The sequence below is a fragment of the Pararhizobium polonicum genome (assembly GCF_001687365.1).
Classification (GTDB): Bacteria; Pseudomonadota; Alphaproteobacteria; order Rhizobiales; family Rhizobiaceae; genus Pararhizobium; species Pararhizobium polonicum.
Genome location: NZ_LGLV01000005.1, coordinates 110,092 through 136,085, shown reverse-complemented (window position 1 = coordinate 136,085; position 25,994 = coordinate 110,092). Strand labels below are relative to the sequence as shown.

At 64.1% G+C, this 25,994-nt stretch carries 31 protein-coding genes; 6 read left to right on the top strand and 25 right to left on the bottom strand.

From position 1 onward, the window contains the following. Nucleotides 1-7: 7 nt before the first annotated feature. The 8 genes from ADU59_RS06520 to ADU59_RS06485 all read right to left on the bottom strand — a co-directional run bounded on the left by ADU59_RS06520 (nucleotide 8) and on the right by ADU59_RS06485 (nucleotide 8,831). Nucleotides 8-1,396 carry an ATP-binding protein gene (locus ADU59_RS06520; protein ID WP_068953726.1) on the bottom strand — a complete coding sequence of 463 codons (1,389 nt, stop codon included), beginning with the start codon at nucleotides 1,394-1,396 and terminating at the stop codon, nucleotides 8-10. Between the two features lie 100 nt (nucleotides 1,397-1,496). Beyond that, complete coding sequence (locus ADU59_RS06515; RefSeq protein WP_068952914.1) at nucleotides 1,497-2,183, bottom strand: response regulator transcription factor; 687 nt, start codon at nucleotides 2,181-2,183, stop codon at nucleotides 1,497-1,499. A 126-nt stretch (nucleotides 2,184-2,309) separates the two neighbouring features. Beyond that, a complete protein-coding gene (locus ADU59_RS06510) occupies nucleotides 2,310-2,561 on the bottom strand; it encodes a hypothetical protein (RefSeq protein WP_068952912.1) in 252 nt (83 codons plus the stop codon). Between the two features lie 131 nt (nucleotides 2,562-2,692). After that, nucleotides 2,693-2,899, bottom strand: coding sequence for a hypothetical protein (locus ADU59_RS06505; protein WP_068952910.1), 207 nt, complete (start codon nucleotides 2,897-2,899; stop codon nucleotides 2,693-2,695). A 47-nt stretch (nucleotides 2,900-2,946) separates the two neighbouring features. After that, a complete protein-coding gene (locus tag ADU59_RS06500) occupies nucleotides 2,947-6,789 on the bottom strand; it encodes a baseplate multidomain protein megatron (protein ID WP_068952908.1) in 3,843 nt (1,280 codons plus the stop codon). Between the two features lie 5 nt (nucleotides 6,790-6,794). Then, nucleotides 6,795-7,226 carry an NlpC/P60 family protein gene (locus ADU59_RS06495; protein ID WP_068952906.1) on the bottom strand — a complete coding sequence of 144 codons (432 nt, stop codon included), beginning with the start codon at nucleotides 7,224-7,226 and terminating at the stop codon, nucleotides 6,795-6,797. Nucleotides 7,227-7,305: 79 nt separating this feature from the next. Beyond that, nucleotides 7,306-8,193, bottom strand: coding sequence for a DUF2163 domain-containing protein (locus ADU59_RS06490; protein WP_068952904.1), 888 nt, complete (start codon nucleotides 8,191-8,193; stop codon nucleotides 7,306-7,308). Next, nucleotides 8,190-8,831, bottom strand: a complete 642-nt coding sequence (locus tag ADU59_RS06485; protein ID WP_068952901.1) for a DUF2460 domain-containing protein — start codon at nucleotides 8,829-8,831, stop codon at nucleotides 8,190-8,192. Before ADU59_RS06485 ends, ADU59_RS06490 begins: the two co-directional genes overlap by 4 nt. A gap of 265 nt (nucleotides 8,832-9,096) precedes the next feature. On the opposite strand from ADU59_RS06485, the gene ADU59_RS06480 reads away from it, so the two are divergent. Next, on the top strand, nucleotides 9,097-9,816 hold the full coding sequence (locus tag ADU59_RS06480; protein ID WP_068952899.1) for a hypothetical protein: 720 nt from the start codon (nucleotides 9,097-9,099) through the stop codon (nucleotides 9,814-9,816). Nucleotides 9,817-9,861: 45 nt separating this feature from the next. Here ADU59_RS06480 and ADU59_RS06475 read toward each other — a convergent pair whose 3' ends face one another. The 14 genes from ADU59_RS06475 to ADU59_RS06410 form a co-directional block, all read right to left on the bottom strand. After that, nucleotides 9,862-10,440, bottom strand: coding sequence for a phage tail tape measure protein (locus ADU59_RS06475; RefSeq protein WP_068952897.1), 579 nt, complete (start codon nucleotides 10,438-10,440; stop codon nucleotides 9,862-9,864). Between the two features lie 70 nt (nucleotides 10,441-10,510). Further along, nucleotides 10,511-10,726 (bottom strand): rcc01693 family protein, encoded by a 216-nt coding sequence (locus ADU59_RS06470; RefSeq protein ID WP_068952895.1) that lies wholly within the window; start codon nucleotides 10,724-10,726, stop codon nucleotides 10,511-10,513. Then, a complete protein-coding gene (locus tag ADU59_RS06465; protein ID WP_068952893.1) occupies nucleotides 10,723-11,079 on the bottom strand; it encodes a gene transfer agent family protein in 357 nt (118 codons plus the stop codon). Before ADU59_RS06465 ends, ADU59_RS06470 begins: the two co-directional genes overlap by 4 nt. Nucleotides 11,080-11,081: 2 nt before the next feature. Next, nucleotides 11,082-11,489: a phage major tail protein, TP901-1 family gene (locus ADU59_RS06460; RefSeq protein ID WP_068952891.1), complete on the bottom strand. Its 408-nt coding sequence runs from the start codon at nucleotides 11,487-11,489 to the stop codon at nucleotides 11,082-11,084. Between the two features lie 74 nt (nucleotides 11,490-11,563). Further along, nucleotides 11,564-11,962 (bottom strand): DUF3168 domain-containing protein, encoded by a 399-nt coding sequence (locus tag ADU59_RS06455; protein WP_068952889.1) that lies wholly within the window; start codon nucleotides 11,960-11,962, stop codon nucleotides 11,564-11,566. Continuing rightward, the gene (locus tag ADU59_RS06450; protein ID WP_068952887.1) at nucleotides 11,959-12,294 is read right to left on the bottom strand and encodes a phage head closure protein; all 336 of its coding nucleotides are present in this window, start codon (nucleotides 12,292-12,294) and stop codon (nucleotides 11,959-11,961) included. Before ADU59_RS06450 ends, ADU59_RS06455 begins: the two co-directional genes overlap by 4 nt. Before the next feature lie 2 nt (nucleotides 12,295-12,296). Further along, a complete protein-coding gene (locus ADU59_RS06445; RefSeq protein WP_068952885.1) occupies nucleotides 12,297-12,866 on the bottom strand; it encodes a head-tail connector protein in 570 nt (189 codons plus the stop codon). A gap of 135 nt (nucleotides 12,867-13,001) precedes the next feature. Next, entirely contained in the window at nucleotides 13,002-14,252 is a 1,251-nt protein-coding gene (locus ADU59_RS06440) for a phage major capsid protein (protein ID WP_068952883.1), read from the bottom strand. A gap of 15 nt (nucleotides 14,253-14,267) precedes the next feature. Then, entirely contained in the window at nucleotides 14,268-14,825 is a 558-nt protein-coding gene (locus tag ADU59_RS06435) for an HK97 family phage prohead protease (RefSeq protein ID WP_099050762.1), read from the bottom strand. Nucleotides 14,826-14,911: 86 nt separating this feature from the next. Next, a complete protein-coding gene (locus ADU59_RS06430; RefSeq protein WP_068952881.1) occupies nucleotides 14,912-15,220 on the bottom strand; it encodes a DUF6107 family protein in 309 nt (102 codons plus the stop codon). A gap of 233 nt (nucleotides 15,221-15,453) precedes the next feature. Further along, entirely contained in the window at nucleotides 15,454-15,768 is a 315-nt protein-coding gene (locus ADU59_RS06425) for a type II toxin-antitoxin system RelE/ParE family toxin (RefSeq protein WP_068952879.1), read from the bottom strand. Further along, nucleotides 15,768-16,028, bottom strand: coding sequence for a CopG family ribbon-helix-helix protein (locus ADU59_RS06420; protein ID WP_068953724.1), 261 nt, complete (start codon nucleotides 16,026-16,028; stop codon nucleotides 15,768-15,770). Before ADU59_RS06420 ends, ADU59_RS06425 begins: the two co-directional genes overlap by 1 nt. A gap of 56 nt (nucleotides 16,029-16,084) precedes the next feature. Then, nucleotides 16,085-17,236 (bottom strand): phage portal protein, encoded by a 1,152-nt coding sequence (locus tag ADU59_RS06415; RefSeq protein WP_068952877.1) that lies wholly within the window; start codon nucleotides 17,234-17,236, stop codon nucleotides 16,085-16,087. A 195-nt stretch (nucleotides 17,237-17,431) separates the two neighbouring features. Continuing rightward, nucleotides 17,432-18,076, bottom strand: a complete 645-nt coding sequence (locus ADU59_RS06410) for a glycoside hydrolase family 19 protein (protein ID WP_068952875.1) — start codon at nucleotides 18,074-18,076, stop codon at nucleotides 17,432-17,434. Nucleotides 18,077-18,239: 163 nt separating this feature from the next. Between ADU59_RS06410 and ADU59_RS30845 the strand changes: the two genes are divergently transcribed. Further along, nucleotides 18,240-18,389: a hypothetical protein gene (locus ADU59_RS30845; RefSeq protein WP_162843346.1), complete on the top strand. Its 150-nt coding sequence runs from the start codon at nucleotides 18,240-18,242 to the stop codon at nucleotides 18,387-18,389. 435 nt (nucleotides 18,390-18,824) lie between these two features. Here the strand turns inward: ADU59_RS30845 and ADU59_RS06400 are convergent, their stop codons facing one another. After that, nucleotides 18,825-20,147 carry a DNA-packaging protein gene (locus tag ADU59_RS06400; protein WP_099050779.1) on the bottom strand — a complete coding sequence of 441 codons (1,323 nt, stop codon included), beginning with the start codon at nucleotides 20,145-20,147 and terminating at the stop codon, nucleotides 18,825-18,827. Between the two features lie 262 nt (nucleotides 20,148-20,409). Then, on the bottom strand, nucleotides 20,410-20,994 hold the full coding sequence (locus ADU59_RS06395; protein ID WP_083198149.1) for a hypothetical protein: 585 nt from the start codon (nucleotides 20,992-20,994) through the stop codon (nucleotides 20,410-20,412). A gap of 278 nt (nucleotides 20,995-21,272) precedes the next feature. Here ADU59_RS06395 and ADU59_RS06390 point away from each other — a divergent pair, with 278 nt between their 5' ends. Then, on the top strand, nucleotides 21,273-21,608 hold the full coding sequence (locus ADU59_RS06390; RefSeq protein WP_068952869.1) for an MmcQ/YjbR family DNA-binding protein: 336 nt from the start codon (nucleotides 21,273-21,275) through the stop codon (nucleotides 21,606-21,608). A 126-nt stretch (nucleotides 21,609-21,734) separates the two neighbouring features. Here ADU59_RS06390 and ADU59_RS06385 read toward each other — a convergent pair whose 3' ends face one another. After that, the gene (locus ADU59_RS06385) at nucleotides 21,735-22,202 is read right to left on the bottom strand and encodes a YcgN family cysteine cluster protein (RefSeq protein WP_068953722.1); all 468 of its coding nucleotides are present in this window, start codon (nucleotides 22,200-22,202) and stop codon (nucleotides 21,735-21,737) included. A gap of 104 nt (nucleotides 22,203-22,306) precedes the next feature. Between ADU59_RS06385 and ADU59_RS06380 the strand changes: the two genes are divergently transcribed. The 3 genes from ADU59_RS06380 to ADU59_RS06370 all read left to right on the top strand — a co-directional run bounded on the left by ADU59_RS06380 (nucleotide 22,307) and on the right by ADU59_RS06370 (nucleotide 25,978). Then, nucleotides 22,307-24,601 (top strand): transglycosylase domain-containing protein, encoded by a 2,295-nt coding sequence (locus tag ADU59_RS06380; RefSeq protein WP_425332000.1) that lies wholly within the window; start codon nucleotides 22,307-22,309, stop codon nucleotides 24,599-24,601. 251 nt (nucleotides 24,602-24,852) lie between these two features. After that, nucleotides 24,853-25,440 carry a DUF1214 domain-containing protein gene (locus tag ADU59_RS06375; protein WP_068952865.1) on the top strand — a complete coding sequence of 196 codons (588 nt, stop codon included), beginning with the start codon at nucleotides 24,853-24,855 and terminating at the stop codon, nucleotides 25,438-25,440. Continuing rightward, nucleotides 25,433-25,978, top strand: a complete 546-nt coding sequence (locus ADU59_RS06370; RefSeq protein WP_068952863.1) for a DUF1254 domain-containing protein — start codon at nucleotides 25,433-25,435, stop codon at nucleotides 25,976-25,978. Before ADU59_RS06375 ends, ADU59_RS06370 begins: the two co-directional genes overlap by 8 nt. The last annotated feature ends 16 nt before the right edge of the window (nucleotides 25,979-25,994 follow it).

Below are 25,994 nucleotides of genomic sequence, written 5' to 3'. Positions count from 1 at the left end.
CGTCCCATCATGACACAGCCGGCAAGACGATCATCGCCTTCAGCCCGCCCCGGTCGCCGCGCGACAGCCCGAGTGTGCCCTGATATTCGCCGGCAATCTCGCTGACGATCGACAGCCCCAATCCCGTCCCCGGCTTGCTTTCGTCCAGCCGCTTGCCGCGCTTGATGGCAACGGTGATCTGCTCTGGCTCAAGGCCCGGGCCATCGTCATCCACGTCGATGGCGATCCAGCTGCGCCGTCCGGGGTCTTTTCCCTGCACGCCCTCCGGCGCGATCTGCGCCGTCAGGCGAACCTCGTCGGCGGCATAGCGCGCGGCATTGTCCAGCAGGTTGCCGACCGTTTCCTCGACATCCTGCTGCTCCATCGCCAGAATCAGACCGGGCGGCGATACGGTCAGCAGAAAGGTCTTTTCCGGATGCAGCCGGCGCATCACCCGGACCAGCCGTTCCAGAACGGGTTCCACCTCGGTGCGCGCCAGAACCGATTCCCGCTGCGCGGCGATCCGCGCCCGGTTGAGATAGGACTGGACCTGCATCTGCATCGCATCCGCCTGCGCCTTGACGAGGTCGCCATGCGGCGCCTCGAGTATCCGCGCCTCGTTGATCAGCACGGCAAGCGGCGTCTTCAGCGAATGGGCGAGATTGCCGACCTGCATGCGGGCGCGCTCGATGATGCGGCGGTTGCTGTCGATCAGCGCATTGACCTCACTGGCCAGCGGCTGGATTTCGCGCGGGAACTCGCCGTCCAGCCGCTCGCTTTCGCCGCCGCGGATCTTTTCCAGCGACCGCCGCGCCTGATCGAGCGGCCGCAGGCCGAAGAGGATGGCCAGCGCGTTCATGCCCAGCCCGCCGAAACCGAAGATCGACAGCGCCAGGTAGAGATTGCGGTTGAAGCTGTCGATATCGGCTTCCAGCACGTCGCGATTGCCGGCAACCCGGAAACGGGCCGTATGCCCCTGAATATCGAGCACGACCTCGGTCTCGGCCACCTCGACCTCGTTGTTGAACGAATCGACGGTGGTATAGAAGCGCTCGTAGCGAATATCGAAGGGAACTTCATCGACGCTGGCGATCGGCAGCTTGCCCGATCCGAGCGAGGTCGAGATCAGCGGCGGCGTGTTGAATTCGCCGATCGGCTCGACGATCCAGTACCAGCCCGTCTGCGGCTGGGAGAAGCGAAGATCGCCCAGCTGCGGACTGCCGGCCAGCACCGACTTGTCGTTGACGACGATCGAATTGATGACGTTGTAGAGCTGCGCCCGCAAAAGGTCCTGAAAGCCCCGCTCCGAGCCCTGCCGGTACAGCGTCGAGATCACCACGCCGATCACCACCAGCGCAACCACGGCCCAGATGGTGGAGACCAGCAACACGCGGGCGGTGAGCGATTGCGGGCGCAGCATCATGGGTACGATCGAATATGGAGGAAGGACGATACGGCCGGACTGCGTCCGGCGCGGAGAAACGGCTGAGCTCTCAATCTGATCATGTCGATCCCGCTCAGGTTTTTGCGTCCTTGTTGACCAGGCCCGGTGCCTGCATGCGATAGCCGAGGCCACGCACGGTTTCGATCAGGTCATTGCCGATCTTCTTGCGAAGGCGGCCGACGAAAACCTCGATCGTGTTGGAATCACGGTCGAAATCCTGATCGTACATATGCTCGACCAGCTCCGTGCGCGACACCACCTGCCCCATGTGATGCATGAGATAGGACAGCAGCCGGAATTCATGCGAGGTCAGTTTCAGCGCCACGCCGTTGACCAGCGCCTTGGAGCCCTTGGTATCCAGCCGCACCGGCCCGCAGACAATTTCGGAACTGGCATGGCCAGCTGCGCGCCGGATCAGCGCACGGATCCGCGCCAGCACTTCCTCGACATGGAACGGTTTTGTCACATAGTCGTCGGCACCGGCGTCGATACCGGCGACCTTGTCGCTCCAGCGGTCGCGGGCGGTCAGAATCAGCACCGGCATGGTCTTGCCGGCACCGCGCCATTTTTCCAGTACGGTGACGCCGTCCATTTCCGGCAGGCCGATATCCAGGATCACCGCGTCATAGGGTTCCCCCTCGCCAAGATAATGGCCTTCCTCGCCGTCGAAGGCCTGATCGACGACATATCCCGCTTCCTTCAGAGTGTCCGTCAGCTGACGGTTGAGGTTGACGTCGTCTTCGACCACCAGAATGCGCATGAACAGACTTTCTTCCCTTCCGCGCCGGCATCCCCTCGGATTCGCCGTCGCGCTGCAAAACGAGACTTACTGCTTACCCTATTTCTTCCGGTTGGAGAATGTTTGACGGCAAGCATCCGGCAGCGGCTACATCGGCACCCGCATCGTCACCTTTTTCGGGCGGCCGCCATTGCCCGGGATCAGCACCGTGACGACGCATTGGCCGTCGCTGGTCGGCTGCGCGGATAGCAGTTCGCCACCGGTCTTGGCCACCACTTCGGCCGCCGCCTGGCCGCAATCGCCGTCCACCGCGACAACCATCGATGGCACATCAATCGCCAGCGGCGCGAATCCGGAGAGACCCGCTGCAAGCGTTGCTATGATCAAGGGTGAGGACATGAACGCACTTTCGGCTTGAAAACAATATTGGCGACTTGGGAAGCATCGTTGTAAATTCAATAAACGATACAGTCTGAATGGCAAATGAATGTCCTGAAAACACCGCGTTTTGCACGGCCTTGAACAATATCCTAGCGCAATCGCGCCCGCGCCGAAATCCGGCCCCAGATTGCGACAAGACCGCCGGCCGCCGCGGCAAGAGCCGTCAGTCCGTCGACAAGCCCGCTTTGCTCCTCATGCGTGATATCCAGTCCAAGCAGATTGGCACACGAGGCCAGGATTGCAACCACACCGCCCCAGACGGTCTTCGACAGATACCAGTTCTTCAAATCGTTCATCCGATGCTCCTCGTTTGCTTCATCCGGTTTGGATCGTTTGCAAGGCTTTACAGATCGAGCAGGGCTTGCTTGGCCACGCCGAAGGCAACCTTCCGGCCCCTTTGCCGCACGCGAACCGACACGGCCGCCTGCGGCATGCCGAAATCCTCGATCTCCAGGCTCGCCGCGTAGTCGAAGACCGGCCCCAAGACATCGACGGAACGCTTGACGGCTCCTCCGTCGAGAATGTCGACGCGATAGCGCTCCTCGGCCTCGTCAAGCGCGATATCGCCGTCCAGCCAGTGGTCCGCGTCGCGGCGGGCGCAGCGGATCCAGCTGATGCGGATGCCGCCGACCTCCAGCCGACGGGCGCGCAGATGCACCGGCGCGACCGGCGTTTCCGCCCTCAAACCGCCCGAGAAGGCGAAAGGTCCGGCGGGAGCGGCGGTCTGCCCGCCCGCTTCCGCGATCCAGTTGATCACTCGCCCCGCCTCGTCGATGCTGAGCCCCAGCGGCTTGACGGCCGCGTTGAGCACCACCACCGGCGCACCCGGCACGGCCCCCGCCAGCATCGCATCCGTGGTACCGCTCAGCCCACGCAAAAGCTTCGAAAGCCGCCAGCGACCGGGAGCAATTTCCTCGGCAACCTGAAAACCGATGATTTCCCACACGCCGTTTCCGGCAAGGATGGCGATACGGTTCTGGCCGTTCAGCACCGGCAACCGGCCTGCCGAGGACAGTCCGCCGAAATGCAGATCGAGCGTGATCGTCCGGGCAGCGTCGAACCTGCCGGTCACCCCCGCCTCCAGCGGCTCGGCCAGAACACCGGTCTGCGCCGGCTGGTCGAGCCTCACCCGTGCCTGATAACCTTCCGTCGTCGCCGACGACGACAGCGTCACCGCATGCCAGGGCCGCGCGAACACCGCGCCGCGTGCAAACGTGCTCGCCTCGCCCGCCTCGTATTGCGGCAGATCCATCAGATGCACGATCGGTGAAAACCCGTCCGACGGCACGCGCGGCGGATCGACAGACCGCGATTGCCTGTCCGCTCCACCACCGCCGGATGGCACGAACGCCCGTGCCTCGACCGAGCGCACGGCACCGTCCTCGATCCGGCCGACGATAAAATGACCCGCCGGCTCGTCCTCAAAGGCGATCACATCGCCCGGCTCCAGCTTTAGTTCTGCCGGAGACAGGGAAAACCGGACACTCCTGCGCGACACCTGATGATCCCGCAGCGCATCCTCGACGGCACCGGCCGCAGCACCCTCATGCAGGACACCCGGCACGGATAGCCGCAGCACCCGGTCATTGGCCGGCGATACCCGGCGGGAACGAGCCGTCGTCCGCTCATAGGCGTTTTGCGGATCGAAATGATCGAGAATGGCCTCGGCGGCAAAATCGCTGTCGTGACCGCGCGCCTCCTCGAACAGCGCCTGATTGTCCAGATCCGCCAGCACGGAGACGATGTGCGGTGCCGACGCCTGCTTCATCCGCGAGCGGAACCGCAGTGTGGCGCCGTCCTCGACCGCGTCGATCTGCAAGGCCGCCATCAAGGGTTCGAGCAGATCGCGGGCGCTGGCCTGTTCCGACTGCACGTAGCCGCAGAGATCACCGCTGACGAGGCTGGTATCGCCGCCCTCAAACCCATGATCGGCCAGCACCGCCGCGATCACATCGGCCGCCGTCGAAGCGCCAAGCCGCCCGTTCAGCCAATGGCCGGTCTGCCAGTTGGTCCCATCGGACCAGAGGCCGGTATTTTCCGGAAAGGCCGGCACCGGCCGCGCATCCCAGGTCCAGACGAACATATGGTCGGGATCGAGGCAGGCCGGTGCGTCCGGCCCTTGCCAGAACCGGTGCTGCGCCTCCAGAAACCGGCGCTGCATGGCATCGCGCCGGGCGCCATTCGAAAAATACGGAACCGCCGTCTCCGACGATTTCGGATCGGTAAAGACATTCGGCTGGTTCGCCCCCTTGTCGATCGCCGGGCAGCCGAGTTCGGTGAACCAGACCGGCTTGGACGCCGGAACCCAGGCTGTTGGCGCCGGCTGCTCGACGCCACCGATCCTGTTGTGGTGCGCCCGCCCCCACCAGCTGGCGATATCCTTGTAGCGATAGACCCAGGGCTTTCCGGCCAGCCCATCGGCAATCGGGCTGCGAACCCGGCCTTGCCGATCGGCCTCGCTGGCATAATACCAGTCATAGCCCTCACCGGCGGCAATCGTCGCCCGCATCGCGTCCGCGTCTTCCGCCAGCCGGAAGCCATCCGGATTGCCCTGTGAAAGGTCGCCGTCGCGCCAGTCGGACAGCGGCATGTAGTTGTCGATCCCCACGGCATCGATCGCCGCCGACGCCCAGAGTGGGTCGAGATTATAATGTACCTCGCCCGATCCATCCGGCGGGTGGTAACCGAAATATTCGCTCCAATCGGCTCCGTAGGTCAGCTTCGTACCGGCACCGAGAATGGCTCTGACATCGCTGGCAAGCCCGATCAGCTGCTCGACAAACGGAAACGCCCCCGCCCCGTCGCGCAGCTGCGTCAGCCCGCGCAGCTCGGAGCCGATGATGAAGCCGTCGACCCCGCCCGCCGCCTTGGCCAGCAGCGCGTAGTGCAGCACCAGCCGCCGATAGCCGTCGTCAGCCCCGGCCGACGTCACCGCCGTGCCGGAAACCGAAAAATCCCCAACGTCAGCCGTGCCGCAAAATACCTCAACCTGCGTGCGCGCCGCCGCCGTCCTGTCCACACTCCCGGCCAATCCCGGCGCCGGATGCGACGTGATGCGCCCGCGCCAGGGATAGGCCGGCTGCCCCGTGCCGCCATAGGGATTGGGCAGCGTATTGCCGGCCGGAATATCCATCATCACGAAGGGATAGAGATAGACCTTCAGCCCGCGTGCCTTCAGATCGGCAATCGCCGCCGCCACGCTTGCATCGCTCGGCGTACCGCCATAGGCCGGACCGCCGCCATTGCGGCTGACCAGCATCGCCTCGTTGCGCGACAGGCCGGACACCGACCAGGCCCGGCCTTCACCCTCGCGCACCGGCGTCTCGACACCCGGCACGATCCGGCAACGACCGGCGCGCAGGTCCGTTCCGAACCAGGAGACCACCAGCGCCACGCGTTCGAGATTGGGGCACAAGGCCTGCAACTCGTCGATCGACGCCTGCCAGTCGGAACGGGCGTGAAAGACATTGCGGTTGATCAGCCGGCTGGCGCCGGCGCCCGTCTTTTCGGCAACCACCGCCGGGTCGTAGCCATGCTCGCTCGAACCCGGAATGATCGTCACTGCCCGGATCGCCTTTTCCAGCACACCCACCGGCCGCAGCACCTCGAACTGGATGACCGGAATGCGGTTGCCATAACCATCCAGTGGAAAGCGCTCGAACACCGCATAGGCCAGCCCGCGATAGGCCGGCGTCTTTCCCGCGCCCTGCTTGGCCTCGATCAGCGGATCGGGCAGCTGATCGCCCGTCCCGCGATAGAGCCGCATCTCGACGCCAGTCAGATCGATCTCGCGTCCATCCGCCCAGACCCGCCGCACGCTGGCGATCTCGCCCTCGCAGATCCCCAGGGCAAAATTGGCATAATAGCGGAATGTCTCGACCCGCGGCCCGCTCGCCTTGCCGCCCTGCCGCTCGACGCGCACTTCTTCCTCGAACCGCGTCGCCCAGATCAGCGTGCCGCCGATCCTGACCGTGCCATAGGCCCGCGTGATCGCCGTGCCGTCCTCCGCCCCCGGTATGCGCGCATCGCCAAGCCGGGCGCCGGTGATCGTCGTACTACCGTTGATGAGGGCGCGGTCGATGGCCGATCCGGCCAGGGCACCGGCCGCACGCCCGAGTGCTGCCCCGACCGGGCCGAAAACGCCGCCAAGGGCCGCGCCCGCCGCCTGCAGGAGAATGGTTGCCATGACTGTCAGTCCTTTTCAGGAAAGCGAAACACCCCGGCGATCCGGCGCCGCCAGGAAGGCACGAGCGCCGACGAGATCACCGCCGCCTGCTCATAGGCATGGATGAACCGGCCGTCGGCACACAGAATCCCGGCATGCTTGGTCGGCAGGTCCGGCCGCCAGCGAAACAGCAGCAAATCGCCCGGCCGCATCTCCGCAACAGGCAACTCCACCCCGAAATGCCGCCGCGCCGCATCGCGCAGCCGGTCCTCGCCGCTGCGTTCCGCCCAGTCCGGCTGATAGGCCGGCGGCAATTCCGGCTCGGTGCCATAGAGCTCGCGCCAGACGCCGCGCACCAGCCCCAAACAGTCGCAGCCGACGCCCTTGAGGCTCGCCTGATGCCGGTACGGCGTGCCGATCCAGCTCTGCGCGGCAGCGACAATCTGCGCGGTGAACACGAAACCTTCACCCTCCCCTTGAGGGGGAGGGTCGGCGCAAAGCGCCGGGGTGGGGTGATCCTTTGGAGCAACACTGTCGTCACTCATACAACGGCCGCCCATCATGCACCGTATCGCCATCCGCATAACCGAAGGCGAAGTCCGTTCCCGGCAGATGCGGAAATCCCTGAAAATTCAGCGGGTTCGCAAACTTTTCGCTACAGGCGCCAAAACTCTTGTCGCACCCGGCCGTCACCGTGAACGTATCACCCACGGCCAGCGGCAAGGGCGGCGGCAGCCAGAGCGACAGCGTCACCGCATCGTCCTCCCTGCGGTGATCCTCGATATCGCAGACATGCCCGGCATTCGCGCCACTCGTGAATGTGAAGACGCCATATCGATAGAACCCCGTGGCCGCACCCAGCCCCGAGACGCTGACCCGCATCTCCGCCAGAACCGCCGAAATCGTGCCGCTGCCACGATAGGCCGGGTTGCCCAGATCGACCTTGCACCGCCCGTCTCCCAGCACCGCATCGCAGCGCCGCCCGTAAATCCGCCCCTGCACCTGCTCCAGCCGGTGCGTCAGGCGCCTCAACTCGGCGCGAAACGCCACGCCCGCCCGCACGACATCGCCGATCTCCTGCACCCGCAGCAGGATGCGTTCATCCGGTGCCTGCCAGTTGACCTGAAACACCTCGACCTTGGCGCCGTCGTAGCGCCCAGCCAACACATCCGCCTCGCTGATCGCAGCGCTCGAAAACCCGCCGGAAACCTCGCCCGCCTCGACGGAAAGCCCGCTCGCCGCCTCGCTATCGGCCGCCTGGAAACCGCTGGCGGCGAGAAAATCCGTCCCGTCGAACCGCAGATCATGGTCGTGCTCGGTAAAGCCGAGCACGACGCCATCCCGCCGCGTCACCCGCCAGCAATGGCACATCGTCGTGACGTCGCCCGCAAGATGCGCGGCCAGCGCTGCCGGAAGCGTTCTCATGGCTTGATCTCCACCAATGGAATGGACGGAATGCGCCCGGCCTGAAACTGCGCCAGATCGACATCGATCCGGTCGGTATCGAAGCGCACCGGCACGTCGAATTCGTAACCCGCCCGCACCACCGCGCCGCCTGCCGGAATTTTCGACGGCACGAAGGTCACACGCCCAGCCGCCGCATCCAGCGCAAAATCCGCCGGCGCCACGGCCACGCCAGCGACCGAAACCACCACCGTCCCGGCCACCGGCTTGGCGATCTCACGAATCGTAGCCCCACCCGCATCGCCATAGGTTTTGATCAGCTGGAACGCAGCCGTCACCCCATCCCCCGTCCCAATTACCTGATCGCCGGCACTGACAGTCCCCTCCGGCGCGCAGGACCGGAAATCCAGTGGATCGCGAAACCGGAACCCATAGAACTGCCCCGCCCGCGCCTCGAAGAATTCGAGCACGGCATAGAGATCGCCGATCGACCTGATGCCCGAGCCCGCATCGTAATGCCGGCGCGCATCGCGCCAGCGCCGGTTGCGATTTTCCCGCCCGTTCGAAAGACTGACAATATCCGTCCGCCTGACCGGCCCGCCGCTCGTGCCTAAAGCCAGGCGTAAGGGAAACCGGACTTCGTGGAAGCCTGTTGGCATGGTGATGTTCCGTGTGTGGGGATGTGGTTGGTGGGAGGTGTTCAGGCGTTGCTGCATGCGCGGAAGTGGAGGGCTCATCCGGTTTGCCGGGTATCCTGCAAGTGGAACGAAGGGGAAGCGGCACATTCAGTCGGCCTTCTTTCCGCCTATGGGAAGGCTGCAGCCTCGATCGTCTTCCCCCTCGCGATAAGTACGCTTTGTGCGACTCGTTGCTCCTTGACTTCAGTGTTCTGTTGCTCTCTCAATCCTGCTTTTTGGAGGGGACATGGGGCTTACAATCGGCGTCGGTTGGCTGGCGAGGGACTTAAAGGAGGACGGCGGCGATATCGCTGAGCTTCGGAAACCTTATGATATGCTGAACGAAGTGCTCTCAGAAGCGGGCATGGCTCCACATCATGAGCCTCATGATTTGCCAAGTGATGAGGTGTTTGAAGCCGAAATGTGGGGCTATGGCGGACTGCATGCGATTCGGCGCTTGGCTGCATATCACGTTTGTGAAGGGCGTCTTCCGCCTCAAGGAAGCTATGAAGATTACGTCAGCGATCCCGTAATAGAGCGCCTAGACCAAGAGCATCTCCGAAGCCTCGATAGGCGAAACGGCGGACTATTAAAAAGATGGATGTCAGCTCGCCGCTCAATTCCAAAATTTCAGCATCTACTTTTGCATTCGGACTGCGAGGGGTTTTATCTGCCATACGACTTCCAGCACGTTGTTTTCGACAACGCACAGCCTCAGCGAGATGGCATTGGAGGAATGATCGGTTCTTCACCCCGGCTTCTGCAAGAATGCATTGAACTAGCTGCATTAATTGAACTTCCGAAGGACATCGGCGTTGAGAGTGAAGAAATTTGGAAAAACGCGGACAACCCGTCTGCGGAAGGAAGACTCTGGCAGGTGTATGGTGTTGAAGCGTTTGGTCTTGTGCGTCTGATCCGCGGTTGTGAACTTTCAATTAAACACAGCGCGGCTCTTGTTTTTGGGTAAGGGTGTCCCGGGGCGATAGGCCCCCTAGACAAGACCGCCCCACCCTCACATCCCCCGCCGCCCGCGCCCCACCGTCCGCGTCAGCATCGCCGCAATCTGTCCCTCCGACTTGCGAAAACTCTGCGCATCCGGCGCCGTCACATTGAAGACAACGTTCATCGCCGCGCCGCCACCGGATGAGGCCACGCCCAGCGCGCCATCCGCACCGCGCTTCAGCGGCAGGATTGCCTCCGGCCCCGCCTCGCCCATCAGCCCGGTCTGTCCGTCCATGGGAAAATAGGTGGGCGTCGAAACCACACCGCCGGCGGCAAAGGGCGTCACCCTGCCGGGCACCCCGCCATCGGCAAAGGCCGTCGCGCCGCCAAGGCTGCCGGCCAGGCCCGAGATCGCCGAACCGAGCAGCCCCTCCAGCGGCTTCAGTCCCGCCGAAAGGGCGATCTCCGTCAGCCGCAGGCCGGCGCTGCGCAGCACGTCCTCCAGCCCCTTGCCGCCACGCGTCGCCGAAGCCAGCGCGCCTGTCAGCGCCGAGCCGAACGAGCGCGAGCGCTGCTCCAGATCGTCGAGCACATCCTTCAACGCCTCGGCATCGTCGGTGGTCGCCGCAAAATCCGTTTCGTCGGTCATGCTGGCTCTCCTTCTTGGGGCAACGGCAGTATTCGGTTTTCGCATCGATCCGGTATGCCTACTGCCTCTCTCAATCCGGAAACGCCCCCATCAACGCCTCCAGTCCCGTCCGGTCCGGCACGGCGTTGCGTGGCCGCAAGCCGCCCATAGCCGCCTGCATCTCGCGCGGCGTCATCGCCCAGAAATCCCGTGCTGGAAGCCGCAGCAGGCAAAGCCCGGCATGCATCGCCGATCCCCAGGGAAACGGCGGCGGCAGGCCGCCGCTGTCGCCCGCTGCGGCCCTCAAGGGTTTGGCCCGTCCTCCGCGCCGCCGAAGGTCGCGGCCAGAAGTTCGCCGGTCAGCCGCGCCAGGCCGGCAATGCCGCCATCGACGCTCATATCGGCGACATCCTCGTCGGAGATGAGGTTGCCGCCGCCGCGCAAACCGGCGCTGAGGATGCGGATCATATCCTCCGCCTTCAGCCGCCCGGTCGAAAAACGGGCGGCGAGTTCCATCAGATTGTCGGCGGCAAAGGCCGTCTCCAGCTCGGCAAGGCTGCCCAGCGTCAGGCAGAGGATGCGCCGCTCGCCGGAGATTACCGCCTCCACCTCGCCGCGATGCCGGTTCGCCCGGCCCGTAGCCACATTGTGCTGCGCCATGGCTACAACACCGCAAACGTCAGGACGCCGGCCGATTCCAGCGCGGTTTCGAACAGGATCTCGCCATTGTACTGGCCGGAATATTCCAGCGCCGTTACCTGGAAGGCACCGGTCAGCGTGCCGAAATCGGGAATGACGATCTGCCAGTTGAGGATTGCTCCATTGAAGAAGGCGGCGCGCACCAGCGCGTCCGAACTCTGGTCCTTGAAGATGCCGGCCCCTGAGACAGACGCCCGTTGCACACCGGCCCCGCCCAGAAGCTCCCTCCAGCGCCCCGCCGATTCCGCGTCGGTCGCATCGACGGTCTCGGCGTTGAACGCCAGCCGCTTGGAACGAAGCCCCGCCACCGTCACGTAGGAACCGCCATTGTCGATCTTCAAAAGAAGATCCTTCCCCTTCTGCGCCACCATGCTTTTGTCCTTTCCGAAACGAAAAAGGCGCCCGCAAGGGACGCCGTTGAAATCACCGCTCGAACAAGCGGGCGTCACTCCGTCACCGCCCGAAACACCATGTCCGCCACATGTCCCCTGGTCCTGGCATCGCGGCCGGTGCGGGTGCGCCGGTGAAGCAGGCTGACCAGCGCAAAGCCGTCGAGTGCGAGATCGGCGTCATCCAGCACAGCCCGCACGCGCGCTGCAATCTCCTGCGCTGCCCGGTTGCCGCCCTCTGCGGCCAGAACCTGCAGGGTCAGCAGATGCTCCTCGCCTGCCTCGCTCGCGGTTGACGCATCGAGGCTCTCGATCGCCGCGATGAAGATGCAGGGCCGGTGGGAGCGTGTCTGCATATGGTCATGGATCCCATCGGCTCCGACCATCGCCGTCAGTGCGGCATCGCCGGAGAGCGCCGCAAAGATCGCCTTCTGCAAGGCGCTGGCCGCGCTCATGGCCGCTCCTCCACGCAGCGGCAAACGACATAGCGCCCTGTCTCGTCCGGATCGTAAAAAGCCCGGACGGTAAAAATCCGGCCACCCTTGCGAAACCGCATGCCGGCGGCCAGGTCTTCGCGAAAACGGATCCAGATACGGTGCGTCACGGTGAACACCGCCGCATCCGCCCGCTCCTCCTCGGCAAGTGCAACCGGCTCGATCCGCGCCCAGAGCGATGCGACGGCGGCAAATCCCGCCACGATACCGCCCTGACCGTCGCGCGCATCGTCGCGCATTTCCAGGTCCAGCCGGGCCGACATCTGGCCGGGATCGAGAGCGACCGCACCCATGATCAAAGCCCCCGCCGGCAAAACGGCGCGATCAGCCGGTCGTATCCGGCAGGCACCGCCGCCGGCTGGCTGTCGGGCGCCACCGCGCCGCGAAATTCGTAGAGCAACGCCGCGTGCAACAGCATCGCCCGTTTCAGCGTGTCCGGTACGTCAGTGCCGGTTGCCCCGAAGCCGGCCGAAAAATCGATCTCGATGCCGTTGATCGCCTGCTCCGGCTCCGGCTGCCGCGGCAGGGCGAGCCTTGCCGGCCGCGCCTGCCCGTCGAGTACGAAACCGGACGCATCGATATCCGTCGCAATGCCATCGGCATCGTAAACCGTAACCGCTTCAATCGTTTGCACCGGATCTCTGCCAATCTGAATCACGCGGGAGCAAGGCCAGCCGTCGAGATAAAGCCGGAATGTCCGGGTGAGAAGCGCCAGCCCCGTTTCCCTCTCTATGTGCTCCCGCACGGTGCGGATCAGCGATGCGATCAGATCGTCCTCGGCGCTGCCGTCTATGCGCAGATGCGCCTTCGTTTCGGCAAGCGTCAGCGGCTCGCCGAGCGGCGGCGTCAGTTCGGTGATGGTCATGAAAGTCTCCGTCGAAGGACAGGAAAAGAGGCGGACGCGGAGGGAGGGAGGCCGCGTCCGCCCTCATGCGCAGCAGTCGCAAGGACCGCCGGCACGAATGGTCATACCCTTGAGAAAGGGCTGCCTTACGCTTTTTCAAGATGTCGCGAATTTAATCAGCTTGATTGCCTCGAAATTCTGCACCCCGCCGCCGACACGCTTGGTTGTGTAGAACAGCACGTAGGGCTTTGCCGAATAGGGATCGCGCAGCACGCGCACGCCGGTGCGGTCGACGATGAGATAGCCGGCGGCGAAATTGCCGAAGGCGATGGCCATGCTGCTGGCGGCGATATCCGGCATGTCCTCGGCCTCGGCGATAGGGAACCCCATCAGCGAAGCCTGCTGGCCGGCAGCAGCCGGCGGATGCCAGAGATAGTTGCCGTCGGCATCCTTGAACTTGCGGATTTCGGCCTGCGTCTTGCGGTTCATCACGAAGCTCGCGCTCTGCCGGTGCCCGGCCTTCAGCGCATAGATCGTGTCGATCAGCGTATCGGAGGGACCGCTCGCCCGGAAGGTGCCGGTGGCCCCGGTGGCGATATAGCCGATATTGCCCCAGCTCCAGCCGCTGTCCGCCACGTTGGTGTAGCTGAGGAACCCCTTCGGCTTGTTGGTGCCGTCGCCGGACACGAAGGCCGTGCCTTCCTGTTCGCCAAAGGCGATATCGACCTCGGAGGCGATCCAGTTTTCGATATCGACCGCCGCGTCGTCGAGCAGGGCGGCCGTTGCCGCCGGCATGGCGTAGAGTTCCATGGTCGGGAAGGACAGTTCGGCCAGCTGCGGCGTCGCCGTCTGCGGCCGGGCCGCCGTTTCCGCCACCCAGCCGGTGGCCATGCCGGCCAGCGCGAACGGCTTCTTCAACACCGCCCCCGAGACCTGCCGCACCGTCGCCATGGCGCGGATCGGCGAGACCACCGAAAGCCGTCGGCCGATCTCGGTATCCGTCTCGTTCGGCACCAGATAGCCGCCGTCGCTCGCCGAACCGATCGAAAATGCCTTGGCCTCCAGCTCGCGCAGCGCCTGTTCGTCGCCCTTGCGGATATAGCTTTCGAAGGCCGCCTTGTGCTCCATCGCCTCCAGGCTGGTTTCGCCGCTGCGCCCGAGCGCCGGCCGCGCCTTCTTCAGCGCCATCTGGTCGATCAGCCGCTTCTGCTCGTCCATGGTGCGGGTGATGCGGTCCATCTTGTCGCGGGTGACGACATCGGCGGTCAGCTTGCTTTCCAGCTCGCCCAGCCGCCGGTCGTTGGTTTCCTTGAACGCCTCGAAGGCGCCCATGAAATCCTCGAAGGCTGATGTCATCGTTTCCGGTGCCGTCTTGATCTCGGGCGCCATACTCTTGGTCTCGGTCATTGGCATATCCTTGTTTCACAGCTTCATCATCCGGGCCGCCCGCCGCATGGTGCGCACGAGCTCCGTTTCCTTGTCGCGGAAGAACCGCGCATTCTTGACGTTCGAAACCCTTGCCGACGGCAACATCGGAAAGGTGACGATCGAGATTTCCCAGAGGTCGGCTTCGAGAATGCGGCGCACGCCGGTCTTGCCGTCGGTCCTGGCCTTGACGGTCTGGAAGCCGATCGACAGCCCGTCGAGCGCGCCCGCCTTCATCAGCATGTGCACTTCCTGCGCCCGCGCTACGCCGGGCGAGAGTATCCCCTCGACGTAGAGCCCCCGCGCATCCTCGCGGATGGTCTTCCAGGCCCCCAGCGGCTCGCCCGGATCGTGCTGGAACAGCATGCGCACGCCGCTCGCGCCGCGCCGGGCCAGAGACTGCGCAAAGGCGCCGGGCGCAATCGCGTCCTTGCCGAGATCGACCTCGCCGAAGACACTGGCATAGCCGGAAAAACGCCCCTGCCCGGTCACCCCGGACAGCGTCAGATTGGCAAACTTCTTCGTTCGCCAGACAGGCAAGCTGTCGGTCGTCATGAGATGTCTCCGAATTTTGAGGGGAAGCAGTGAGTAGTGAGTAGTTTTCTAGTGGCGATCGTTCGGTGCTTTTCGTGACCTCCTGCTCACCGCTTCCACCGTTCCGCCACGCGTGCCGCCGCGCCCAGCACCCACCAGGCCGAAAGGCTGGCGGCGGCCGATCCGGTCAGCATCACCTCGGCGCCCGAGAGGCTGCCGCCGATGCCGAGCCTGGCGACAATCCAAAGCCCCGCCGGACCGCCGAAGATCAGGCCGCAGATCAGCCCAGTGAAGAAACGGGAAACCGCCTCGCGCCTGCCCCTGGGCAGCATATAGACGAGCGATACGGCAGCGCCCGCCAGCGAGCCGATACCCTTGGCAGCCCAAAGGCCCGGGTCATTGCCGAAATCAGCCATTTGTTAAGCCTTTGATGCTATTGTTGGAATTGCATAGAGCTCACCCGGCCGCAGCCATCTGCCGCACGGTGAGGCGCGGCCTGACGGTGCGGCAGGCGGGCACTTCTCTGAATCTTTTGAATCGGTTGGGACTGAATGCTGTGACGTTGAATCAACAGCTTCAGATATTGATTCAACGGCGAGCGCATCCGTCATCACGTTGCGCGGTCAAGTCGTTGAAAATCCTGGGTTCGTTACGTTTCGAACGTGTCGGGAAGTGCATCGTCCTGATCTGGAACACGGGGGCTTTGCCGGCCGTGCCGAATGGCGAGGACGACGATCGCGCCGCCGGTCTCGATATAGTCGATAATGTAGGGTGCCGACACATAACGCCGCACACCCGGTATCATCGGAACGGTCTGCCCCGCCTGCGGATATTCTGCGATGATCTCCGCGGCCTTCCTGATCTGCCGGGCCGTTGCCCGCGCCGCCCGCCTGTCGAAACGGGCCAGATAAGCCTGCTCCGATCTGAGATAGGCCAAAGCCCGGTCGGAAAAGCGGACCTTCATCAGGCAGCGTCGTCTTCAGCAAGCCGGTCGAGTTCGTTCAGAACAGCATCCAGATCGTGCAGCCTGCCGTCCCTGGCATCCTGCAGCCCTTGCGCAGTCTCCAGAATATCCGCACCTTCGTTGAGCAGATAATACCGCATCGCCCGAACCATCACCCAGCTGCGGGATCGCTCCGCCGTTTTGGCGATGGCCTCGATATCGGCGAGCACATCCACCGGCACGCGCAGCGCGATCGGATCGGAGAGAACGGGCTTGGTCATCATCGCATCCTTTTGTTATACGCCGTATAACAAAATACCAGCAATGCGCCCGTCCCTCAATAGCCCACCGCCTGCCGCTTCTCCTCGTCGGTGAGGAAATCCGCCTCCTTCATCCGCGCCCAGACCTCGCTGCGTTCGCCGGTCAGACCGGTGACCTGATCGAGATCCGGCACCAGCTTCACCGTCTCGCCAAACCGGCCCGACAGCCAGCCGGACAGTGCGGTGGCGGTGCGGAAGATCATCGGCAGAACGGTCAGGCGGTAGAAGGCGCGGTTGGCCTCCTGATAGTTGGCATAGGTGTTGTCGCCGGGAATGCCGATCAGCATCGGCGGCACACCGAAGGCGAGCGCGATATCGCGGGCAGCCCCGTTCTTCGCCTCGACGAAATCCATGTCCTTGGGCGAGAGCCCCATCGCCTTCCAGTCGAGCCCGCCTTCGAGCAGCAGCGGGCGGCCCGCCCGCATCGGCCCGGAATAGCCCTCGTCCAGCTCCGTCTTCAGCCGGTCGTACTGGTCGGCCGACAGATTGCCGCCCTCCTTCGGCTGGTAGACCAAGGCGCCGGAAGGCCGGGCGGAATTGTCGAGCAGCGCCTTGTTCCAGGTCGCCGCCGCATTGGAGAGATCGAGCGCCATCTGCGCGGCCGCCAGCGGCGGAAAGCCGAGATGATCGTCAAGCGGATGAAACAGCCGCAAATGCAGAAGCCCCTCCTCGCCCGCCGTAATCCGCCGTACGAGGCTGCCGACCCGGTATTCATAGGCTTCCGGCCAGCCGTCGCGGCCTTCGAGGATGCGGATGCGGTCGGGCCTGAGCAGATGCAGCTCCCGCACCGCGCCGCCGATCTCGGCCGCATCGACATAGGCATTGCCCGAGAGCAGCAGATGGCCATACAGCGTCTCGAGGAAGTCATGTCCGCCCATCCGCCCGTTCGGCCGGGCCAGCAGCGCCAATACCGGATGATCGCTGCGCTCCTGCGTGCCCTCATAGGCCAGCAGCGGTACGTTTGCCGCGGCTTCCGAAATCAGCCGCACCGCCCGGTGCGCCACCGGATTGCGCATGAACCCCTCGCGGGCAAGGGCGACATAGGAGCGGCCGGTCCAGTGCGCCCGGCCTTCATGCGCGATCGCGATGAAGCCGGAGGCCGCCTTGGTTTCGCGCAAGGCTTCGTGTCCCGCCGGGCGATGCCACGGCAGACGGAATGGGTTTTTCATCAGATCACGTCCCTTGATTGTCTGCGGTCAGCAAATGCGTCGACATCGGCCCCTCATCCGGCCCTATGGGCCACCTTCTCCCCGTAAACGGGGAGAAGGGATATGCGGCAACCTCTGTCGTCCCCTCTCCCCGCCTGCGGGGAGAGGGCTAGGGTGAGGGGCTATTCGGGGAAAGGATACGTTGACCCTGCCGGTTCACCCGCCAGCCTGCAGGATCGCCGCCAGATACCGCTTGCCGTAGCCCGCCACCAGCGCCGCCCTGTCACGGCCGTTGATGATCCGCCGCGCCCCCGTCCAGTCTTCCTTGGTGGCCGAAAAATAGTCTCCGAGCTTCCTGCCGGTGAAGGCGCCGCTTTCCATGCCCGCAAACAGAATATCGACGGAAACGGCAAGCTCCATCGCCAGATCCGGGCGGGCAACCAGATCGATCCCCGTCGCCGCCGTCATCTTTTCGTAATTTGCCCTGTGCGTCAGCTGCACCAGCCCGCGCCCCAGCCAGCTCTTGCCATCCGCATCCCGCCGCCAGTAGGGCACAGACACGGAGGGCAGCCGGCCCCGCCGGAAGGCCGCGTCGAGAATGGCGATTGCCCGGTCGTCGCTGGCCGCAAAGGTCTCGCGCACCGGCTGCATCGTGCGGCCGGTCTCGTGATGCGCGGTCGCCAGCATATAGGCCAGCCAGCGCCTGTCCGCCATTGCCGGCATCGGCCTGACAGCCGTTGCCGGCGTCCGCGCCCAGCGATCGAGAATCGCCGTTATCCCCTCGACCTGGCCCTGTCTCAAGGTCCCGTCGAACAGCGATGAACGGACCGTTTTGAAGAAGATCGTCCGATCGAAGGTCATCCGCGCTCCATTTCCGGCCACGCCACCTGAAAAATGTCGTGACTCTAAATCGATTTAAGCAATTTCAATCGTTTAAACTGTTTAATACCCTGATTTACTTTGTCTTTGGGATGTGGAAACTGAAAACAGCAAGATGATATTGCCTTTGATCGAGGAGGATCGAATGAACGCAGAAGTTAAGCAGCCGTCCGACACCACCCGTTCCACGATACCCCAGCACGTCGTCGACCGGATCGAGAACGAGTGGCACCAGATGCGTGCCAATGCCTCGAGCGCGCCCAAATCGTTCCATACCGGCGACGACAAGCGCTGACCGCCCATCCCGATTTTTTGGCCCGCCAACGCCCGGACATTTCAAAACCGCCCGGGGAACCTTCCGGCTCCAACCGCGTTGTCGAACGTTGCAGACGTGAAAGAAAGGATCGCCCATGACGACCCAGCAAATTCCCCAGGCCCAGTTCGACCGCCTCGAAAGCGAATGGCGCAAGATGCGCGAAAGCGCATCGGCAGCACCGAAGCCATCGGTCGCTGCATCGAGCAAATAAGACCAGCCATCCGGCACAGATGCCGCCAATAACCCTGCCCCTCGAGGGCAGGATTACTGCGCGTGGCTTTTCAGCTGGCCCCTCTTCTCCCCGGCGGGGAGAAGATGTCCGCAGGACAGATGAGGGGGGACGGCTGGTCCCTTCCTTTGAGGGGACAGTGCAAGCCTCCGGATGGAGTGATGCCCCGCTCCATCAGCAACCCTTCAAATCCCCCTGACGCGCGGCTCGCCGCTGCCTTCCAGCATCAGCGCCGTCAGCGCCCAGACCAGCGCATCCAGCCGGTCCGGCGAGCGTCCTGACGACAATCCGTCCGGTCCGAAATCGCACATCTGGTCTTCCAGTGCCGGAAACGACCCGGCATGCACCACCCGGCCCTGCTCGTAGAGCGCGGCCACCGGCTCGGCCCGCAGCCATTTGCCGCGTGATGCTCGCACCGCCGTCACCGGCAGCTGCGCGTCGATCCCCTTCAGCACCGCCGAAACCATATCGCCGCCCTGATTGACCTCCACGACGATCCGGTCGGCGTCGAACCGCCTGTAGGCCCGCACGACAGCCGTCGCCCATCCGGCCGGGCTTGCGCCCTCCACCGAACAATCGGCCAGAACCACGCCGCGCCCTGCCCGGTCGAGGCCGGCCACAATGATACCACAACAGGATTCCCGGCCCCCGCCGGCGGGCGGATCGACCGCCACGACGATGCGGCCGAGCGGCCCGGCATCGCGCAGTTTCAAGGCCTCGATATGGGCGCGCGACCACAGCGCGTCCTCTCGGTCCTCGATCATCTCGCCGTCGAGTTCCTGCCGCCCGAGCCGCGTGCCGCCGTAGCGCTCAGCCATGGCGGCGAGAAACCCCGGAGCGAGGTTCGAACTGTTGTCCGCTGTGCGTATCCGCCGCGTCGCCGTGCCGGGATCGGCGATCAGCGCTTTGAGCACCGGCACCGGCCGTGGCGTCGTCGTCACCAGCGCTCGTGGAGTGTCCCCGAGCCGCAGCGCAAACTGCAGCATGTCCCATGTCTCCTGCGCGTGTTTCCATTTGCCCAGCTCGTCGCACCAGGCATAATCGAATTGCGGCCCGCGCAGGCTTTCGGGATCTTCCGAGGAAAAGATCTGCGCCACCGTGCCATTCGGCCAGACCAGCCGCCGGCGGGAAGCCTCGAAATCGGGACGTCCCTGCCGCGCAATCCGGCAGATGCCGGAAACCCCGTCGATCATCACCTCGCGCGCATCCCCCAGCGTCTCGGCCACCAGCGCGATCCGCAGGCCGGGCCTTGCGGTCTTGCCTGCCGCCAGCTCCTGCACCCATTCGGCACCGGCCCGCGTCTTGCCGGACCCGCGCCCGCCCATCAAAAGCCACACCCGCCAGTCGCCCTTGGGCGGCTTTTGATCATCGCGGCGCGTTCCAGTCCAATCCCGCACAAACGTGGCGGCGTTGCGAAACCACTCAAGGCGTTTCGCATCATCCGAAGCCAAAATGCCCTCGACCAAACCATTTCCGGAGCCGCAGACATTGAGGCTGGGGGCCGGCATTCCGGCCAGCCCTTCCGACATCTCCGTGAGTGCGGCCTGTGATTTCGGATCGCCTGACAGCGTGCGCTCGTCTTGATCCCGTGCAAATCCGGCGGAGATCTCGACGTTCAGAGGTGTCTGAAGTTCGACACCGGCCGTCGTGCCTTGGAGATCACGCAGCAATACGCCTGTTTCCCTCGCGGCCTCGGCTCGCGCTGCATTCATGCGCCCAATGCGAATTCTTTGCTTCCGGTACCTCTTTTCCAGGCGGCGAAGCTCGGCTTCAGTTTTCCGGCGATCCTCGCGGGGCGCCGTTGCCGTCTGTTGCTCCGCCATCGCCATCATCACGACTGTTGGCCTCGCCACGCCGCTCGGCATCCGCGATGATTCTGGCTGCAAGTTCCCCTGCCCGTCGTTCAACGCGCAGGTCGATTTCGGCAACGAAGGCTTTGTAGCTGCCCTCATCAAAGGTGGTTTCTGCTTGCACCTGCCGGTCATGCGCAATCGTCCTTTGCAGGCTGTCGATCTTCTCCAGCGTCCGCACGATCACCGACATCGCGTCGATGCTCGCCTTGGCGTCGGCCTGGATCGCCTTGCGGTCGATCTCCTCGCCCGCAGCCTCCACTTTTTCGTCGACAATGCGCCTGAGCCGCCGGAACTGCTCCATCTGCTCGCGCAATTCCCGCGTCATGCCGTTCAGCATGTCCTGCAGGTCATCCAGCGGCGAGACCGCCTTGGTCTCGAGGATCACCCGCCGGGCGATCTCCTCCAGCCTGGCATCCGCCGCCTGCCGCGGCCAGCCGTCATAGACCGGCGCCTTCGGCCACAGACCAAAGAGCGCCGGATCGAAATCCAGATCAGACGTCATCACAATGTCCTTTGAAATCAGCAGCCGGAACTGAAACTGCGAAGCGAACGGCTTGCTCCCTCTTCTCCCCCGGGGAGAAGGTGGCCCGCAGGGCCGGATGAGGGGCCGCGCCCGCCGAAATGCTCAAACAGCAACAGCGGCGAAGCATCCCGCCTCACCCACTTTTCCGACTGTGCCATAACCCTATCAAACCACCGTCACGGCGTCAAGGATTATTTTCCTATTAGGATTATTTTCTTGAATTTGCGCATTCATCGATGCGTGTTACACTTTTGCCCATGAGAACCGAGGACCTGGAAAAGCGGGCTTTGGGCCTGCCAGGTGCTGTTGAAAGCGCCCATTTCGGCAAGCGCGATTTTCGCGTCGGCAACCGCATCTTCATGTCGCTGCCGGAAGCCGGCCGCGCCGTCGTCAAGTTCACCCCCGACCAGCAGAAACTGTTTCTCGAAACCGAACCCGGCGTCTGTGCCGCCGTACCCGGCGGCTGGGGCCTGAAAGGCTGGACGTCGGTCTATTTCGCCGATGCCGACGAAGATATCATCGGCCATGTGATGGACACCGCCTGGCGCAATGTCGCGCCCAAAACCCTGATCAAAACCACCGCCGGGGACTGAGCCAGATTCGGCCGAGGCTGAGGCGAAAATGGTGGTTTTCGAGAACCGGAGCGGAGCGTACATTCAGGGACGTGAGCACCGGAAGCGCAGAAAACCGCCATCTGCAGCCCAGTCTCCACTGAATATCTATCGCTCCCCGCGTTCCCCCACCGTCAGCGGCCAGGTCACCAGGTAATCCTCCAGATCCTCGACATCGATATCGTCCTCGGAGATCGTGCGTCCGCGCACCGAAATGCCGGCCTGATGCACCGTTTCCGGATCACCGGAAACCAGCGGATGCCACCAGTAGAGGTCGAGCCCGTCGCGCACCAGCCGGTAGCCACAGGTCGGCGGCAGCCAGCTCAGCGTCTCCACCTCATGCGGCGTCAGCTGGATGCAGTCCGGCACCGTTGCCTGCCGGTTGGGATAGTCCTTGCATTGACAGCTCTGGCCGTCCAGCAGCGTGCAGCCGACGCTGGTCCAGGCGATTTCCCCCGTGTCCCAGTCCTCCAGCTTGTTGAGACAACAGAGCCCGCAGCCGTCGCAGAGGCTTTCCCACTCGACGTTGGTCATCTCTGCCAGCGATTTCGTCTTCCAGAAGGGCTGTTCGCCCATGGCCATCATTCTTCCATTTGTTGGGTTTTGACGACAATTTTACAAAACATTGCCGGATTTTTAAGGCTCATTACCGATATCGACGTAGAATAGAAACCCGGCCCATGCAAATATTGGCCGGGACGTGTAGCCATCAGGACGCGACAAAGTTGCAGGATCCAAGCCAAGACGACAGCCCGAAAGAGCAAAACGGCGTCCCGCAGGACGACCGCCCGCGCAAGCGTCATATCCTGCTGCGCATCGATTCCCTCATCGATTCAACGGTTTGGAATGCCGGCTTCCGGCTGGGCGTCTGGTGGGAAGACATCACCATCTTCTTCCGCCGTTTTCGCGTGCGCGGCTGGAAGAAGGCGGTTTTCGAGGTGCTGGGCGAAGGCATGACCTGGGGCACCGCCGGTTCCGTGCTGATGCTGGCGCTCGCACTTCCGGCCTTTGAAGACACCAAGGGCAACTGGCGGGCGCAGAGCGATTTCGCCGTCACCTTCCTCGATCGCTACGGCAACGAGATCGGCCATCGCGGCATCATCCACGAGGATTCGGTGCCGGTCGACGAATTGCCGGACACGCTGGTCAAGGCGGTGCTGGCCACCGAAGACCGCCGTTTCTTCGATCATTACGGCATCGATTTCCTGGGCCTTGCCCGGGCCATGACGGTCAATGCGCGGGCCGGCGGCGTCGTCCAGGGCGGCTCGACGCTGACCCAGCAGCTGGCGAAAAACCTGTTCCTGTCGAACGAGCGCACCATCGAGCGCAAGATCAAGGAAGCGTTCCTGGCCGTCTGGCTGGAATGCAACCTGTCGAAGAAGGAAATCCTGCGGCTTTACCTCGACCGCGCCTATATGGGCGGCGGCACGTTCGGGGCGGCGGCCGCCTCGCAGTTCTATTTCGGCAAGAACATCACCGATATCAATCTGGCCGAAAGCGCCATGCTGGCCGGCCTGTTCAAGGCGCCGGCCCGCTATGCCCCGCATGTCAACCTGCCGGCCGCGCGCGCGCGCGCCAACGAGGTTTTGACCAATCTCGTCCAGGGCGGGCTGATGACCGAGGGCCAGGTGATCGCCGCCCGGCTCAATCCGGCAACGGTGATCGACCGCGCCGAAGTCCGCGCCCCGGATTTCTTCCTCGACTGGGCCTTCGACGAGACGCGCCGCATCGCCGGGCCCTTTGCCCAGCATTCGCTGGTGGTGCGCACCACCATCGACACCAGCCTGCAGCAGGCGGCCGAGGACTCCGTCGAATCCAGCCTGCGGCAGTATGGCGAGACCTACAAGGTCAAGCAGGGCGCCATGGTCATGGTCGAGAACGGCGGCGCCGTGCGCGCCATGGTCGGCGGCCGGGATTATGGCGAAAGCCAGTTCAATCGCGCCACCAAGGCGCTGCGCCAGCCGGGTTCCTCCTTCAAGGTCTATACCTATACGGCGGCGATGGAGACGGGCCTGAAGCCGGAATCGACCATCAGCGATGCGCCGATCACCTGGCGCGGCTGGTCGCCCCAGAACTATTCCAAGGGCAGCTATTCCGGCCGCGTCACGCTTTTGACCGCCATTGCCAAGTCGATCAACACCGTGCCGGTGCGCCTTGCCAAGGACGTGCTCGGCACCGAGGTCATCGCCGAAACCGCCAAGAAGATGGGCGTCGAAACCCCGATCCGCACCGACAAGACCATGCCGCTCGGCACCTCGGAAGTCACCGTGCTCGACCAGGCGACGGCTTATGCGGTGTTCCCCGCCGGCGGCATGCAATCACGCCGCCACGGCATCAGCCAGATCCTCAATTACGACGGCGATATCCTCTATGATTTCAATCGCGACGAACCGCCGGCCAAGCGCGTCGTCAGCGAGCAGGCCAATGCCAAGATGAACTATATGCTGACCCAGATCCCGATCATCGGCACCGCCCGCAAGGCAGCGCTCGACAACGGCATCGTCGCGGGCGGCAAGACCGGCACGACGCAGGCCTATCGCGACGCCTGGTTCATCGGCTTCACCGGCGATTACACCACCGCCGTCTGGTTCGGAAACGACGACTATACCTCGACCCACAACATGACCGGCGGCTCGCTGCCGGCGATGGCCTTCAAGCGGCTGATGGACTATGCCGAGCAGGGTATCGAGCACAAGCCGATCCCCGGAATCGACAACCCGCTGCCGGGCCCGGACAAGAAAAAGAAGGATGCCGCGGTCGCCGCCGCCAAGCCAACCGACGAAAACGCCCTGCCGCCGCTGGTGCGCCCCCGCTCGCTCTCCTCCGAGGTCACCCGCCTGCTGAAATCGATCGGCGAAAAATTCGACACCGCCCCGCCGCTCAAGGTTCCGGCCGAACTGCCCGGCAAGGTCGCCGAACTCGACCCGCAACCGACAGGCACGATCGTCAAGGGAGGCCGGGATGCGGGACGGTGAGGTGCTTGCATGGTGATGGCAGCCACGGGTCTCTCGCCCAGTCGCCCCCCTCTGTCCCTCCGGGACATCTCCCCCTCAAGGGGGGAGATCGGCCGAGAATTCAATGCCTGCTTTGTAAGGTGGCCAATGATGGTTATGGTAATCTCCCCCCTTGAGGGGGAGATGTCACGGAGTGACAGAGGGGGGTATGCTGCGGCATTATCGAAACTCACCGCTGTCTCATCCATCCCCCAGAATCCCCGGTAGTCCTCTTGTTCCGCATCCCTCTCCTCGTTGCCATTGCCCTGTCCGTCGCCTTCGGCGTCGGCATCGTCTCGACCGTATCGGCGCTCAAGGCGACGGTCGGTTTCGGGTCGATCGCGCTCGGCCCCTGGGTGGCCTTTCCCGAGGCGCAGACGGAGAATACCGATCCCTATGCCAAGGCGCACCGGGCGCGGGCGGGCAAGCTCCTGTATGGCGGGGCCGAAGGGCTGCAGTTCACCGCATCCGTGGATAGCGCCGGCGGCACGCTGTCGTCCGGCTGCACCTACGACATCGCCGGCACCACCCCGCCTGCCCGCTTCTGGACGCTCTACGCCACCAATGCCAACGATCAGCCGATCAAGCCCGGCCCGGGATTGCCGGCCGCGACCAATGCCTGGACGGTCCTGCGCGAGCCCGACAGTTCCTTCATCATCCATGTGTCGCCGGTCGCCCAGCCCGACAACTGGCTGGCGCTCAGCCGCGTCGGCTCCTTCAAGCTGGTGCTGACCCTGCTGGATACGCCGACGGCCGGCTCCTCCGGCCTGATCGACCTCACCATGCCGAAGATCGTCAAGACGGGATGCCCGGATGCGTAGCCTGCTCTTTGCCATCCTGGTCGGCCTGGTCGGCGCGGCGCTGCTGCATATCGTCATCATCCTGACCCTGCCGCAGTTTACCGGCAAGGACGCCTATAGCCGGGTGCTCGGCCTCTACGAAATGGACAGCTTCTTTCCGCTGACCAGCGAGCCGGGGCCGACGGGGCTTGCCAATGACGATCCGTACCTGCGCGTCGCCGTCTGCGGCTTCTCGGTCTCGGGCGGGCCGGCACGCTTCGTGGCCAAGGGCGCCATCCCGTTCTGGTCGCTGTCGATCTATGACGCCGATTCCAACGAGATTTTCAGCATGAACGACCATACGGCCGTCAACGGCAATCTCGATCTGGTCATGGCCACGCCGATCCAGCTCGTCGATCTGAGAAAGACGCCGCCGGAAAACCTTGCCCAGTCGATCATGGTGGAAATGCCGGATGAGGAGGGCTATGCCGTCCTGCGCGCGCTGGCGCCGATGGATAGTTTTGAGGAGAGTGTGCGCAATTTCCTGGCCGAATCGAGCTGCGAGCCCTTCCGCCGCTGATTTCAACCGGTGCGAA